Source organism: Mobiluncus mulieris, from assembly GCF_014204735.1.
GTDB lineage: Bacteria > Actinomycetota > Actinomycetes > Actinomycetales > Actinomycetaceae > Mobiluncus > Mobiluncus mulieris.
Genome location: NZ_JACHMA010000001.1, coordinates 883470 through 898840, shown reverse-complemented (window position 1 = coordinate 898840; position 15371 = coordinate 883470). Strand labels below are relative to the sequence as shown.

General features: G+C 50.6%; 14 protein-coding genes. 7 read left to right on the top strand and 7 right to left on the bottom strand.

Annotated elements, in window-relative coordinates; translation table 11 throughout:
- Positions 1-49: 49 nt before the first annotated feature.
- Both acnA and F4555_RS04105 read right to left on the bottom strand, forming a co-directional pair.
- Complete coding sequence (gene acnA, locus F4555_RS04110) at positions 50-2734, bottom strand: aconitate hydratase AcnA (RefSeq protein WP_103759028.1); 2685 nt, start codon at positions 2732-2734, stop codon at positions 50-52.
- Between the two features lie 130 nt (positions 2735-2864).
- The gene (locus tag F4555_RS04105; protein WP_184076216.1) at positions 2865-3020 is read right to left on the bottom strand and encodes a hypothetical protein; all 156 of its coding nucleotides are present in this window, start codon (positions 3018-3020) and stop codon (positions 2865-2867) included.
- A gap of 270 nt (positions 3021-3290) precedes the next feature.
- Here F4555_RS04105 and F4555_RS04100 point away from each other — a divergent pair, with 270 nt between their 5' ends.
- Positions 3291-3830, top strand: a complete 540-nt coding sequence (locus F4555_RS04100; RefSeq protein ID WP_103759027.1) for a peptidase inhibitor family I36 protein — start codon at positions 3291-3293, stop codon at positions 3828-3830.
- Between the two features lie 158 nt (positions 3831-3988).
- Complete coding sequence (locus F4555_RS04095) at positions 3989-4810, top strand: hypothetical protein (protein WP_103759026.1); 822 nt, start codon at positions 3989-3991, stop codon at positions 4808-4810.
- An 87-nt stretch (positions 4811-4897) separates the two neighbouring features.
- Here the strand turns inward: F4555_RS04095 and F4555_RS04090 are convergent, their stop codons facing one another.
- The 3 genes from F4555_RS04090 to F4555_RS04080 all read right to left on the bottom strand — a co-directional run bounded on the left by F4555_RS04090 (position 4898) and on the right by F4555_RS04080 (position 7797).
- Positions 4898-5893: a hypothetical protein gene (locus F4555_RS04090; protein WP_004012450.1), complete on the bottom strand. Its 996-nt coding sequence runs from the start codon at positions 5891-5893 to the stop codon at positions 4898-4900.
- A 154-nt stretch (positions 5894-6047) separates the two neighbouring features.
- Positions 6048-6737 (bottom strand): response regulator transcription factor, encoded by a 690-nt coding sequence (locus F4555_RS04085; RefSeq protein ID WP_252865132.1) that lies wholly within the window; start codon positions 6735-6737, stop codon positions 6048-6050.
- The gene (locus F4555_RS04080; protein WP_249933577.1) at positions 6715-7797 is read right to left on the bottom strand and encodes a hypothetical protein; all 1083 of its coding nucleotides are present in this window, start codon (positions 7795-7797) and stop codon (positions 6715-6717) included. The genes F4555_RS04085 and F4555_RS04080 overlap by 23 nt, the downstream gene beginning before the upstream one ends.
- Before the next feature lie 450 nt (positions 7798-8247).
- Between F4555_RS04080 and F4555_RS04075 the strand changes: the two genes are divergently transcribed.
- Genes F4555_RS04075 through F4555_RS04065 form a run of 3 tightly spaced genes read left to right on the top strand, consistent with a single transcriptional unit; the run spans position 8248 to position 11355 of the window.
- Positions 8248-9468 carry a peptidoglycan-binding domain-containing protein gene (locus F4555_RS04075; RefSeq protein WP_103759024.1) on the top strand — a complete coding sequence of 407 codons (1221 nt, stop codon included), beginning with the start codon at positions 8248-8250 and terminating at the stop codon, positions 9466-9468.
- Complete coding sequence (locus F4555_RS04070) at positions 9465-10133, top strand: ABC transporter ATP-binding protein (RefSeq protein ID WP_115326050.1); 669 nt, start codon at positions 9465-9467, stop codon at positions 10131-10133. The genes F4555_RS04075 and F4555_RS04070 overlap by 4 nt, the downstream gene beginning before the upstream one ends.
- Entirely contained in the window at positions 10123-11355 is a 1233-nt protein-coding gene (locus F4555_RS04065) for an ABC transporter permease (protein WP_115326051.1), read from the top strand. Before F4555_RS04070 ends, F4555_RS04065 begins: the two co-directional genes overlap by 11 nt.
- A 39-nt stretch (positions 11356-11394) precedes the next feature.
- Here the strand turns inward: F4555_RS04065 and F4555_RS04060 are convergent, their stop codons facing one another.
- Positions 11395-12099, bottom strand: a complete 705-nt coding sequence (locus F4555_RS04060; protein ID WP_004014955.1) for a response regulator transcription factor — start codon at positions 12097-12099, stop codon at positions 11395-11397.
- Between the two features lie 25 nt (positions 12100-12124).
- On the bottom strand, positions 12125-13255 hold the full coding sequence (locus tag F4555_RS04055) for a sensor histidine kinase (protein WP_112664867.1): 1131 nt from the start codon (positions 13253-13255) through the stop codon (positions 12125-12127).
- A 438-nt stretch (positions 13256-13693) separates the two neighbouring features.
- Here F4555_RS04055 and F4555_RS04050 point away from each other — a divergent pair, with 438 nt between their 5' ends.
- Positions 13694-14227 (top strand): peptidase inhibitor family I36 protein, encoded by a 534-nt coding sequence (locus F4555_RS04050; protein WP_115326052.1) that lies wholly within the window; start codon positions 13694-13696, stop codon positions 14225-14227.
- A gap of 12 nt (positions 14228-14239) precedes the next feature.
- The gene (locus F4555_RS04045; protein WP_115326053.1) at positions 14240-15202 is read left to right on the top strand and encodes a hypothetical protein; all 963 of its coding nucleotides are present in this window, start codon (positions 14240-14242) and stop codon (positions 15200-15202) included.
- Positions 15203-15371: the final 169 nt, after the last annotated feature.

The window sequence follows — 15371 nt, the reverse complement described above, 5'->3', positions numbered from 1 at the left end:
AAGTGAGCAAAACCGCCAATGTCACCGCGAAAACCACGGCGACTTCCACCTATGCCGTCACCAGATTACGCAACACATAACGCAAAATCCCATCGTGGCGATAGTAATCAGCTTCGCCAGGAGTATCAATGCGTACCACCGCGTCAAAGGCAACCTGCGAACCATCAGCCTTCGTGGCCACCACCGCCAGCGTTTTCGGGGTAATGCCCTGGTTTAATGCGGTAATCCCGGTGATATCGATGGACTCAGTTCCATCCAAGCCCAGGGAGTCGGCAGATTCCCCGGCCGGGAACTGCAGTGGCATAATTCCCATCCCAATCAAGTTTGAACGGTGAATCCGCTCAAAAGACTCGGCAATAACCGCTTTTACGCCCAACAAACGCGTGCCCTTCGCCGCCCAGTCACGCGAAGATCCCGAACCGTATTCTTTACCACCCAAAACCACCAGCGGAATCCCTGCCGCCTGATAGTGCATCGCCGCATCATACACATAGGCTTGCGGGGCGCCTGGCTGGGTAAAATCACGGGTGAAACCGCCTTCTACCCCGTCAAGCAACTGGTTTTTGATACGGATATTGGCAAAAGTGCCGCGCATCATTACCTCGTGATTACCGCGGCGCGACCCATAGGAGTTGAAATCACGGTGTGCCACGCCGTGCGCCCCCAGATACTGCCCGGCGGGGGTTTCCGGCTTGAAAGCCCCGGCCGGCGAAATGTGGTCAGTGGTTACTGAATCCCCCAGTTTCAACAACACCCGCGCCCCTTTGATATCGGTCACGGGCTCCGGCTCCAGTTTCATCCCGTCAAAGAACGGGGCTTTGCGCACATAGGTGGAAGCGTCATCCCAGGTGAAACGATCCCCCTGGGGCGTGGGCAGGCTTTGCCAGCGTTCATCACCAGCAAAGACATTCGCATAATCCTGCAGATACATCTCGCGGTCAATCGTGTCGTCAATCGTGCGCTGCACCTCGGTGGGGTCGGGCCAAATATCGCGCAGGAACACGTCTTTACCCGCTTGATCTTGCCCCAGGGGCTCCGTCTCAAAATCGAAATCCATCGAACCGGCCAAGGCGTAGGCCACCACAAGCGGCGGGGAAGCCAAGTAGTTCATTTTCACATCGGGGCTGATACGCCCCTCGAAGTTACGGTTGCCCGAGAGCACCGCGCACACCGCCAAATCATTGTCGTTAATGGCCTTAGAGATTTCCGCCGGCAGTGGCCCGGAGTTCCCAATGCATGTCGCACAGCCATATCCCACCAGGTTAAATCCCAGTTCATTGAGCGGCTCCCACAGTCCGGCCTTGTCAAAATAGTTCGTCACCACTTGCGAGCCGGGTGCCACCGAGGTTTTCACCCACGGCTTGGAATTCAGGCCTTTGGCGCGGGCGTTGCGAGCCAACAGGCCGGCCGCCATCATCACCGAAGGGTTGGAGGTGTTGGTGCAAGAGGTGATAGAGGCAATCACCACCCGCCCGTTATCCAAGTCGGTTTGGGTGCCATCGGCTAAGGTCACTTCGACTTTACGATGCGGCGCCGAGGCATAGGCCGGTACCAAGGTTTTTTCGAAAACACCTTTCGCCTCTGAAAGCAGAATCCGGTCTTGAGGGCGTTTGGGACCAGCGATTGAGGGAACCACCGTGGAAAGGTCAAGTTCCAAGTATTCGGAATACTTCGGCTCGAAGCTAGGGTCATGCCACAAGCCCTGTTCCTTGGCATAGGCTTCCACCAAGGCCACGCGCTCGCTGTCGCGCCCGGTCAAACGCAGATAGTCCACGGTAACCTGGTCGATGGGGAAAATCGCGGCGGTGGAACCGAATTCAGGCGACATATTACCGATAGTGGCACGGTTCGCCAGTGGCACTTGAGAAACGCCATCGCCATAGAATTCCACGAATTTCCCGACCACGCCGTGTTCACGCAACATCTGGGTAATCGTCAGTACCACATCGGTGGCAGTGGCTGCGGCGGGAATCGTGCCTTTCAGTTTGAACCCGACTACGCGCGGTATCAACATGGATACGGGTTGTCCCAGCATTGCCGCTTCAGCCTCGATACCGCCCACACCCCAGCCCAGTACCCCCAGGCCGTTAACCATGGTGGTGTGGGAATCGGTGCCCACGCAGGTGTCGGGATAGGCCTGGACGGTGCCGTCAGGCAGTTCCTTGGTGAATACGGTGCGCGCCAGGTATTCGATATTCACCTGGTGAATAATCCCGGTTCCCGGTGGCACCACCCGGAAATTGTTGAAAGCGCCCTGCCCCCAGCGCAGGAATTTGTAGCGTTCCGCATTGCGTTCGTATTCTTTGTCGGTATTCAGGCGCAGGGCATCGCCGCGTCCGAAATAGTCAATCTGTACCGAGTGGTCGATAACCATCTCGGCCGGGGCGAGTGGGTTGATTTTCTTGGGGTCTCCGCCGAGTGTTTTTACGGCCTCGCGCATGGTTGCCAAATCCACTACGCAGGGCACCCCGGTAAAGTCTTGCATCACTACACGCGCCGGGGTGAATTGGATTTCCTGGCTGGGTTCGGCGTTGGCGTCCCAGTTGGCCAGGGCTTGGATTTGTGCGGCGGTGATATTGGCGCCGTCTTCGGTGCGCAACAGGTTTTCGGCCAGGATTCGCAGCGCATAGGGCAGTTTCTGCAGCCCGTCCACTGCGGCTAGCGAAAAAATCTCGTAAGATTTTGCGCCTACCTGCAGGGTTTTGCGGGAGTTGAAGCTGTTTAAGCTAGCCATGGGGTGACCTCCTGGTTTGTTCCTTACCAAATTTATCTCGATTTCAAGATACTTTTTATAGAGACATCATGCAACCGTGACGCTTGGGTTTCCGAGACCTTCGGGGGTGCGTCCGGTGATCATGGGGGGCTTAAGTGGGTTTGACCTGGCTGTTTGTTCTTTCGGGTTCATGAGGTGCCATTTGCATTTCCGGCATTTTCCCTGAACGCATCCCCCGGTTTCGGGTTAGGGAATCCCCGGCAATTCGCAAGCCCGCCATTGCACAAATCCGCTGCACCAGCCACAACCCGAGATTTTACCGTTGGCATTATTGACAAATCTGGGTTTGCACCAGGTATTTGACTTCTGCAAGGGGACAGATTGAGCAAGAAATGAGGGCGACACACCTCTTGGTGCGGCGTAAGCTGCCTAATGAATCGGGTGCCACCTGGGGTCATATGGTTGACAGCTGAAATTGGGTAATTTTACCTCTAGTTTCGGGGATTCTGGCTCTTTTACTATGGGGTTTAGCGGTAGAAAACCACATAACATAAACGAGAAGTAAGGAGTCTTTCTTATGAAAACCAAATTAATTGGATTCGGGATGACGGTAATTGCCGCCATCAGTTTTTCCTTGTTGAGTGTACCAGCAGCAACTGCGGTTGATGAACCAACCGAAGACAACCTCACTGTGTTCAACCCCGTTGAAGAACAGTCCAAAGACACAACAACAATAACCGACCCAAGTGATGAGACTGTCGTACCTGCCGAAGACGGCATCGCCATTCGACAATACTCAGGCTGCCCAGTAGGCTACGCCTGCATCTGGCAGAACAAACACTACAACGGAAGATATTGGTTCCAGAGCAACCATGAGCAGGTTACACCTGACGGCATGAACAACAAAGCCTCATCGGCAGCCGCTAACGGAAGTAAATGCAGAATTACAAGATTCTATGACAGCCCAAGCCCATCTGGAGCATTCTTTATTCGGAACAGCCAACAACACGGTCGCAACTATCAAGACCCTAATCTAAGTAACGGTGCAGGGTACGGGAAAAATTGGATCGAGAATTGGGAAAACCGTATAAGCTACATCCTGTTCGATAAGTGCTGAAATTGGCGAGTTCGATGCAAAAGTCAAGAACATTACTTGTAATTTGCACATTACTGTTGTTAGCGGGGTGTAGCGATAGCTCTCCGGCTAACAACAGTAATGTAGATAACAGCAACCTATCGGGCAAGGCTGTTGAACAATCACTATCAGAAATTGACATGAAAGCAAAGGTTAATCCAAAAGAATCAACCGTTGAACTTCCCGGAGATCGATTCTCCAGATTGACCGATAGCGAGGAAGGCCGGATAGGGGATGCTTTCGTGGTTGCACGTGCCGTTTGCGCACGTTCTATTGGCATAGACTATCCAGTTCCTCGCTTAGGAATCGCGGATGCTCGAGAATACGCTATGTTTAACGAGCTCGGCCCATGGACAGAGGAGATGGCTAATCGTTTCGCGTATACAAGACCTGGGACAATTGCTGATCAAGTGTATAATGGATATATTCCCATGCCGTCTGGTTTTAGCAAAAATACTGACCCGTTCGATAAGTTGAGTTTAGAAACATTAGATACTGTTACCACCAAATGTGATAATTCCAAAGATGCTAAGCCGTTTAATCAGCAAGAACTATATAAACTGCGGTCTCCTGCCGCTCAGGAATTGGATTTTGATGCGATTCTGAAAAAACTTGCAAACAACAGCAATTATAAGAAGGCCTTAGAGGATTTGAAACAGTGTTATCAGGAAGTTGGTATCCGCTTAGAAGAAAAAAAGGATGGTAAGAACACCTATACCGAGATAGTAGGTGCCGATTACAGGAAAATTAATGAGAAACAGATTACCCTAGCTTTAAAGGATGTGCAGTGTAAAACCAAAGTAGACTTCGTAAATCGTGTCGCCCAGGAGGCCGCCAAACTCCAGGCGCCGATTATCAAGAAAAATATTAAGGAGTTTACGGCTTGGCGCGCCAAAGTTGACGAAAATATCAAGAAAGCCGAGGAATACATCGCCGCTCACCAAGATGTCGTTCTCAAGTGACACACAGAAACAGCTTTCATGATTCAAGCGAGGTTTGGGGCGGGAACCATGGTTCCCGCCCCAAACCTGTGTGCCATATTTGTGGGCTTAGCGAGCCCTGAGCATATTCGGGTGCGAGGCAATGACCTCATCAGCCTTGGCCAGAGCCTTGTCTACCTCGGCACGCCAGGCGACCAGCTTCTGGTGATGTTTGGCAAATCGGGATACCTGTATTTTCGCGGCCTCTTGCGCCACTCGGTTCACGAAGTCCACCTTGGTTTTGCACTGGACATCCTTCCGAGCCAAATCTATCTGCTTATTGTTTATTTTAAGACGATTGGCACCATCTATCACGGTGTGGGTAGGACTCTCATCCTTAGCTTTTTTCACAGTCAAGCCATTTTCCCGGTAACACTGCTTAAGGTCAGCCAAGGCCTCCTTGAACTCGGCTGTTTTACGCAACTCGGGCATTAGATTGCCAAACATCAACTCCCTGCTTTCCGGGGGACGCAAAGAATCCAGCCTCCCCCGCGAAAACACCTCTGGGTCTAGCTTCTTTTCACACTCCAGGCCAATATAGCCACCAGGTTTAGCCATTTCACGTTGGAACTGTTCTTCCAAAAACCCAGGCGGGGGTGGAATCAAACCGAAATAGACCTGATTTTCAAGTGTTGTCGGGTCAGTGTAAGCAAAACGTTGCGCCATCTCTTCCGTCCACGGTCCGAAGCGGTTGAACATACCGTTCTCGCGGGCTGCGGCTTTACTAGCGTCCGCAATAAAACCATGGGGAGACGGATTTTCGGAATCCCCGTTGTAGTAGTACTCCACACGGTCACAACCGTACTTGGCAATGACTTGCGCATCCTCCAAGCGAGCCAGTTCCCCCGGGAAAAAGTGCGCATAGCGATCAGCGGGCAAAGTCACGGTTGCGGATTGCGGGTCAACCTCAGCGGTAATGGCCATCTTGGACAGTACCTCCTGCGCTTCGGCCTCATCTTCGAGAGTGTTTCCGGTGGTATCCGCTCCACAACTAGACCACACCAAAATGATGGAACAAACAGTAGCTCTGCATTTCTTTATCGTGGAAACCATTTTCTTTCCCATAGCAAACCTTTCGCTAGTAGGTGCAGTACCCGAACCTGGCAACCTCACTGACAGCTGGAGGTTATTCTACCAGACGGTTAGAAACAATCACCGCCCAAAGCGTAGAGTAAAATTACCCAATTTTCCTGGAAGCCACATAACTGCAGATCAAGGACTATAGCAAGTCCGGTGAAACCTCTACCAGACCAGTAGATAGCGCTTTGAAAGCGAATTCAGTGCGAGACTCGCACGCAGTTACTTCGAGAATTTCCGTAACATAGTTACGAATGGTCTTAACACTGAGGTGAAGTTCCCTAGAGATAGCCTTGTCGGACTTACCGCGGGCAAGGTATGGGAGCAATGGTCTGAAACGTTCGGGTAAGCCAGAGACCCCTTGAGCAAACTCAGGGAAGGAATCCCGAACTTGTATCTTTTTTGAAACATTGGATATCAGCACTTGCTCCGGCTCGCTATCTATCGGTATCTTGCCCTGGACAACGGTGCGCAGCTGATTCACTAAGTCTTGCATGGTAGAGCCTTTAACCAGAAACCCTCTGGCTCCAGCGCCTAAGGCACGTTCAACATTTTCAGGATGCGGGAAGGCGCTGAGAATTACAGGCTGGACATTGTCGAAATTTTGAACAATTAACTGAAGGGTTGCCAAACCACCGATTCCGGGCATGTCGATGTCCAAGAGGACTATATCGGGCTGAAGTTGCGGAATTAACTCCAAGGCAGACTCGCCACTATCGGCAATTCCAACAATTCGGATTTCGCTACTATGAGAAAGCAAAGTAGCCAGTTGAGAGCTGTATTCTGCATCATCGTCAACTATAAGGATTTCAATCATTGGTGTCGATACCATTTCGCCTCCTATCAATCTGGGAATAGGCTGGAATCAGTGCGCTTAAAAGCCATATATTCTCTGCCTTAGTAGCGACAATACTAGCTTTTTCTTTTTCGAATACCCGATAAAGGTTATTTAGACCAAAATTAGACGTAAGCGATGGTGAAACTGAAGTCTTGGCGTTTATTTCGTTTGAAAGCAACACGTAGAGCGACCCAGCCTGGTCTAGGTGTAAAGAAAACTGTACTTTGGATTTTAGTGAAGAGTATTTGAAAATATTCATAAAACCTTCTCTAAGTAATAAAGCCAGCAATTTCAATTGACCAGTGTCTAGTACGGTGATATCATCATAATTGAAGGTAAAAAGGACTTGAAACCGCCTTTGTTTCAAGAGTATCTTGTTTTGCTCGATAATGTTCCGAATCGTTTCGGACGTGACCTTTTCTTTCATCCCACTAATAAGAAATCTTAGCGAAGCAGATGCTTGTTGAGACAACACCACAATAGACGACCAGTCCCGAGGAGCCTCCGATCCACTGGTTGATAGCACACGTTCTTGTGCTATAATTGACATTAATGCCAAGTTCTTGGCTATGTGGTCATGAAGTTCCGCCGATAGTTCTTGACGAATTTCCCTTTCTTGATTTTCTATTTGCTGTTGGGCGCTGACTAGATTTAGTTGCAAGCTTTCCACCTTCTTAGCGTTTAGCCGTATACCGAGGCCGATGATGAGCGCAAGCGAAAGCTCTAGCACTGAATACTCCAAGTAGAATCGCATGTTCTCATCGGCTATAAAAACGATGTGCAAATGAGAGAGCACATAGGCAACGACAGTTACTAGATACCACCTATTAGCTATCCATAGGGCTAAAATCGGTATCATTCCTAAATACAAGAAAGTTGTCGGAACGCTAAGAAACGGCACACAATTTGATATCGCATAAAAAATTATGTACAAGACCCCACCAAGAAAAGTAAACTTACCCGCCAAAAACAGAGCTAAACTAAAAAATAGCTCGAATCCAATGATTAGGGCTCTGCCATCGAAATCCAGCCACATAAGTCGAAGTACGTTCATTAGCAGCAATACAAGAGCAATGAGTGCAAACAACAGGACTTCGAACCTCGTACCGTTTCGCCTGGTCATGGTCGTGATAGCCTGGAGCATGTTCACCTCAGCTTTTGCATACTTTCTTTAAACCCTATTCTAAACCAGACTCAAATTCGACAGCTATAGGTAAATTTACCCTATTTTCGAAAAGCACCCCGTAGTCCCAGGTGGCGCCCAATTTTATTCAAAAGCTCGAAACACGGCCAGGGGCGTGTTTTCCCGGTTTTCCCACCCACCCCCAACAACACTGAAAAATTCAAAAATAGCCGCCACCAGGGCTCATACCAAATAGGGTAATTTTACCTCTAGCATTGAACCACAATTGTTTGGTACGTTGTGTCGGTCTTTGTAAAGAACGTACGTGAAGCAAGCGCTACCCGGCTTTGCAACCCGCTACACCACAACGAAAGGTGACACATGCCACGATTGGCTCAAAAGCTCTACGCCTCGAGAAACGCGTGGGTGGTCGTACTGGTTATACTCTTTGGAGCCCTCATCGCCATCGCGGTGCTCATTAGCCTGCTGGTGCGCTCCCCCAATGAAGCCGCCATCCGCAACTCGCAAAAACTGCCCACCGTCACCGCCAAGGTGGAACACCGCACCCTGAACAAAGCCACCGAAAACCTGGAAGGTGTAATCTCTACCGGTTCCAACCAGAACATCAAGATTCCCGGCGGCACAAACCCGTCCATCGTCACCCACACTGCCGTGAAAGCCGGTGATACTGTGCAATCCGGCAGCGTCCTAGGGCGGGTCTCCGGGCGGCCAGTAATCGTGCTGCAACTGCCCTTTGCCCTGTACCGGGACATCAACGCGGATGATTTCGGCGACGATGTTCGCGCGCTGCAACAAGCCCTGGCCACGCTGGGATTATATCGGGGCGCGATTCACGGACGCTACAACCCGATGACCGCTCATGCTGTGGAGTTACTGTACAAGCGCGCCGAGGCAATCCCGCCCCCCAAACCGCCCACACCCCCAGAAATAGACCAGCCTACCCCGCAAACCGAGGCCATACCCGGGATGACACCTCATGAACCCGCCCCAATAAACCCCACCCCTCCACCACCACCCGCACTCACCCCCGCCCTGAAATCAGAACTGGTCGCACTGCCTGTCCCTGCAGCCGTCGTCCAGAACATCGCCGGGGTCGGCACACCGCTAAACGCAGAACAAGCGCTGGTCACCCTGAAAATCGGCACCCCCACCGTCCGGTTTCGCGCCAAGGTTTCGCAGGTACAAAAACTCGGGGTCGGCACCCGGTTGGAAGTCAAAGACCTGGCGGAAAACACCAAACAAGGCATAGCTACCGTCGCTGCAATCGGGGAATTCAGTACGTCGAGTGACTTGGGCTCCTTCGGGGGACGCGACCTCGTTGCCACCTTGGAAGGAAACACCTCGGCGCTAAAAGATGAGCTGAAAGTAAGCCTCAAACCGGTGGGTGAAACCGAAACAGTCAAGGGAATCTGCCTGCCCATCACCGCGCTGCGCCAAGAGGGTGAAAAAACCTATGTAATCTTGGCTAAAAACCACCAGCATTTCCCCGTGAAAGTCGCCGAAACCATCGACGGATACGCCCTTTTAGCCGGGAAAACCCCGCCGGTCGGCACGGAAGTTATTGTCTCGGTGTCATCATGAGTCTGCTGGCGATACGCAACCTGACCAAAACTTATGCGGTAACCCCGCCGGTAGAGGTGCTGCGCGGCTTGAACCTAGAGGTCGAAACCGGGGAAAAGGTGCTGATTGTGGGGTATTCCGGGGCAGGAAAGTCCACGTTGTTGAATATTCTGGGGTTGCTGGACGAACCGAGCGGCGGGGAATACTTGTTTGAAGACGAGCACGTTGAACACCTGCCGGAGGCGCGGCGCAATTTTATTCGCGCCCGGAAAATCGGTTTCGTGTTCCAGGATTTCCACGTCCTGGGGCATCGCAGCGTCACGGAGAATCTCGAGCTGAAGCTCTCCATCAATCACATCCCCCACGCCCGGCGCGAGACGATGATTGCTGGCGCATTGGAAGCCGTGGGGCTGAGCGGGCGCGCCGAGGCTCTGACACGCCTGTTATCCGGGGGTGAAAAACAACGCCTTGCCTTCGCGCGGGCGGTGATTTGCGACCCACAGCTAATTTTGGCCGATGAACCAACCGGGAACCTCGACCAGAAAAACGCGGCGACAATCCTGGAGTTGCTCGACGCGCAAGCCGAAAAGGACGTGACTGTGGTGGTTATCTCGCATGATGAACGCTTGCGGGACTGGGCCGACCGGGTGTTGCGCCTGGAAAGTGGGGTGTTGCATGCGGACTGAAACCCTTGCGGATTACTTCAATGACGTATCCATAGAGCTGAAAGCCCAGGTTTCCCGCACGGTTTTGCTGCTCTCTGCCGTGGCGCTGAGTATCGGGGCTTTAGTGGCATCACTGGGAATCGCCGCGAATGCTGCCCACCAGATAGACGCGGATTTGGCTGCCGCCACCAACCGCACCATCAAAGTGGAATTCAGCGAAGCAGTATCGCTACGTCTCGATGCCGAAGACCGGAACCGCGAACTGCCCGCTGAGGGTGAAAACCCAATCGTCCAGCATTTTCCCGCTGATACCGTGTCACGTATCGCTACCTTGGATACCGTGCAACACGTCGGGATGAGCCTGGAAATGTCCGGGGCGGGCAGTGACCCACTGGTGACCCGCCTCGCCACGGGCTTTCGCAGCGATAACACCCCGGTTCGCGCCGTGACCTCGGGTTATCTGGCTGCCTCGGAGGTGAAAACTACCGGCTCGGTCAGCCTGTTAGACTCCAATCTACCGGTGGTGTTCTTAGGCAGCGAGATTGCCGCAAACCTGGGGATTCCCCACACCGCCGATTTGACGGGACTGAGCGTGGAGCTCAATCACGTCCAGTTTTCGGTGGCTGGGTTCCTGCACACCGATACGTCCTTGACCCGCGAAATTATCGTGCCCTACCAGATGGGACTACGCTGGGCACGAACCGATGCCCAGGCGACGATTATGGTTCATACCAAGATTGGTGCCGGGACTCCCGTGGCGCGGGTGTTGCGCCATGTGGTCTTGCCCGCCGCCCCGGATTCGCTGGTGACTTCCCTGGTGGTGTCGGCACAAAATGAGCGCGATACTGTCTCTGTTCAGATGAGTCGGCAAATGGTGTGGATTGGCTTGTTCTTGATTATGCTGACGATGCTGCTGATTGCGAACTCGATGGTGGTTTCGGTGACTTCCCGCACCACCGAGATAGGGATTCGCCGTGCCTTGGGCAGTTCCCGGGCGGCGGTAGCCACGGTGTTCCTGGTGGAAGGTTTGTTGCTGGGTTTCCTGGGTGGTCTGGCGGGTTCGGCTTTGTCCGCCTTGGTAGTGGTGGGGGTGTCTTTCATGAGTGGCTGGTCGGCATTTTTGAACTTGTGGTGGATTGCCGCCGGTCCAATCATCGGGTTAAGCGTCGGCCTGGTGGCTTCGGCTTATCCGGCGTGGCGAGCCACCCGGATACAGCCCGCGATTGCGGTCAGGTCTAACTAAGTCGACTAGTCGCAGCAGCGAGTTAGATTGTAGGCTTTGTTATGACTTTTTAAAGCGGCGCCGCGTGAGGTCATCCGGAATTTCTACCAGGCCGGTGGCTAGGGCTTTGAAAGTAAATTCCGTGCGGGAAGAGCATCCGGTAGTTCTGAGTATTTCCAGAATGTAATTATTAACAGTTTTCACACTGAGATGTTGTGCTTTAGCAATTTCTTTATCTGAGAGTCCCCGCGCCAGGTAGGGTAACAGTGGCCGGAATCTTTTGTCTAAGTTATCGAGTCCTTTAGCAAATTCTGGATGGGCACCTTTAACTTTAGCTTTTCGTTGTGCGCTAGATATCAGGACTGTTTGCGGTTCGTTATCTAAGACTGTTTTCCCTCTTCGCACAGCTTGCAAGCCGCCTATCATATCATCTATATCTGAGCCTTTCACTAGAAAACCCCTCGCCCCGCAGCTCAAAGCCTGCTCTACGTAGTCTAGGCGGGGATAGGCGCTGAGTATAACAACCTTAGTTGTAGGAAAACGTTCGACAATTGTTTTGGTAGTTTGGACACCATTCATACCTGGCATATCAATATCAAGCAGTACTATTTCCGGATGGAGTTGTGATATTAAATGTAGTGCTTGGTTGCCAGAATTGGCAATACCGACCACAGTCATTTCTTGTCGTGTCTCGAAAAGTCTTTTCAGTAATGTGGTGTATTCAACGTCGTCATCGACAATGATTACTTTGATACTTTCGTTCATGGAGGTAATTTATCCTGCCTATATCCTAGCGAGCTGCCATTTCTGCTGGAAGCTCAGCAACCAGCATCCAGGTGGTTTCAAAATCTTCTTTGACTAGTATCGCCCCCTCTTTAGCAAAAATGTAATTCAAATTCCGCAGCCCAAATTCAGAAGAATTAGTTTTACCTACCTTACTTTCTGGCGCTATAGTGTTTTCCATAAGAACGAAGATTGAGTTTTGCTGATTCCTGGTAATCTGCAGCTTTGCGCGACTATTTGCCGGCGAGTATTTGAAAATATTCACCAACCCTTCCCTCAGCAGCATCACCAGGAGTCTTGCCTGGGTGTCGTTCAGGGACGTAAAGTCCCTCTTATCGTATATTTGTTTAAGCCTAATCTGTCGTTGCCGAAGTATAAAGCTCCCTTGGTCAATAGCTTCCACGATATCTGCTGGGGTAAAGCTGGTCTTGGTGCCACTTATTAGCATACGCAGCTTAACCCCGGCGCGTTGCGCCGCAGTAGCCACCGCAGACCACGAATCCCGCCTCGCAGCTTCAATTGTTGTCCCCTGATTCTCTTGTGCTATAGTTGATATTACCGCTAAATCCTTGGATACGTAGTCATGCAGCTCAGATGCAAGCTGGATTCTGATGCGGTTTTCTTGTTCGTCCAACATCCTGCACAATCTCTCTACTCTCTCACGAAATTTTGCTATTTTTAGAACAAAAACTCTACTAATACTACCAAAAACTAAAATACAAAAAAACTCAAAGAGAACATAACGTAGATAGCCTTGTAAAGCAGTATTTGCGGTAAATGACGCTGGAATATGGGAAATTACATATACAAAAACAGCGAATAAATACCACCCTCTCGTAATCCATAATACTATAACTGCAACCATTCCAAAATACAACATCCCTGTAGGCTTATTAAGTATAGAGAAAGAGGAAAATATTGCATATAATAAAGCATAAAGCAAGCCACCAGTTACAGGGAACACTCCAGTTAAAGCTAACGAAGTAGCGAAAAATATTTCAAACACTAGTATCAGATAGAAATAATCCTTTTCTTCACTAATAACATCTGGCATATTCATAAAAAATAAAAATAGGGCAAAACAAAATAATAAAAGTACTTCTATTATATTGTTGTTCTTTTTAGAAAAAAGTAGCATAAATTAAAACCTTTCACTCACACCACCACTGAAACACAAAACATAAATCAATATCTTTTACACTCACCCTATAAGTTACAATCGGTTTCGTTTCATTTTGTTCTCTATCTGTAAATAAATCACTCTTCCAATAAAATGGTACAGAAGCAATCAATATTACACTCAACATAGCGCAGATTTTTTTCATTATTTTCCCTTTCAGCTAATCATAGCTAGGTCTAGGGCAATATATCAGACCCCTCCCGCAGCGTCTAGGGTAATTTTACTCTATTTTGCTAGATAGCTGGGTGTGCGATGCATTTTGTCACTCTGACCTGCATCGATACCATTTTAAAAATTATGGTAATTTTACTCTAGTGCCTCGACTCTTAACCCTGTACTATCGCAGTGTGGCCGATGACGACCATACCAATATACCCCTAATAAAGGAGGAAAAACATGAAAAAGAAGATTCTAGGCGCTGCCATGACCTTGGCTGCCGCCGTGAGCATGTCCCTGCTGGCGATTCCCTCCGCCACTGCCGTCGACGATTCCCTGGATGACTCCCTCGCGGTGAACGCCGTCGAGGAAACCACCGACGATGCCACCCCCGAGGCGGGCGACGAGACCCTGCCATCAGAGGACTCGGGCATCTCCGTGCGCCAGGCTACCGGTTGTCCGAGGGGGTATGCCTGCCTCTGGCAATACAAAGATTACAGAGGATACCCTTGGACCACGAGTAGTCATAGAGCTACTGTAGGGGGAAATCTGAACAATAATTCAAATTCTGCAGCAGCAAACGGGAGATGCAAAAAAACGTACTTTTACGATAACGATGATCTCACAGGACACTATTTCTACCTAGCAAGTCAACACCGTGTAGGCGGAAACTATCAAGATCCGTTTTTGAGGAATGGCGCTGGTAGAGGCCCCTTTGCGCATGAGAATTGGGAAAATCGAATTGGTTCCATTAAGTTTGACGACTGCAAGTAGATTGAGTAACTGATGCGAAAAGAATTTGCTTTTATGGCGTGTTCTTTGTTGTTGGTGTTGGCGGGCTGTGGCGCAGGTCACCCCGCCAACACCAACGCAGAAAATACCCAGAGAGATAATACCGCTGCATCATCGGTTTCCGGGATGGACATGACCGCCAAAGTGAATCCCGAAACCGCCACCGTGGAGTTACCTGGCGATAAATTCCTTTATGTTTCACACGCGGAAAGTGCTCGAATCGCTGATGCTTATGTGGTGGCGCGAGCGGTATGCGCTAAGAAACTCGGCATTCCCTTTCTAGCCTCGGGAGTCGGGGGCGGGGATGCGCCGGAATATGCCATGTTCAAAGAACTGGGTCCTTGGACAGAAGAAATGGCCAACAGGTTCGCCTATACTGGACCGGCCACTCTTGCCGACCAGGTAGCCAACGACATCATTCCCCAGCCCAAAGACTTCAAATTCGAGGCTGAACCCCCTGAACTGACCAACGAGCAAAGCACTCTCCTCGAGAAAAAGTGCAACAATACCCCAGAAGTCAAGTACTTCGACGAAGGGAGACTCGATGACCTTCGCACTCCAGCAGCGTTGGAACTAGATTTTTGGACAATTAAGCAAACCAAGCTACCCAAATCCAAAGAGTACCAGCAAGCCTTGAAAGAGTTAAATCAGTGCTACCAGGAAGTCGGTATCCGCCAAAAGAAGAAAAAGGACGGCAACAACACATACAGTGTAATAGTTGGTGCCGACTTCACCAAAGTCAATGAGCAGCAGATTACCTTAGCCTTAAAAGATGTCCAGTGTAAGACCAAGGTGGACTTCGTTAACCGTGTCGCCCAGGAGGTCGCGAAAATCCAGGCTCCGATAATCGAGAAAAACATTAAGGAGTTCACTGCCTGGCGCAAGGAGGTTGACGAAACCGTCAAAAAAGCCGAGGCATACATCGCCGCCCACCAAGACGTCATCTGGAAAGGATAACCAACTAAATAGCCGACACGTCAGCGCTTTTGGGGCAATCATGGCTTGCGATTGGCTCCAAGGTGTAAACACACCCCATCGATGCTACAGTTAAAATATCCCGCTTGCGGACAAATCCACAGGCGGGATATTTCTACGATTTGCGGTTAGCCCCTCGTACAAAAAGCGT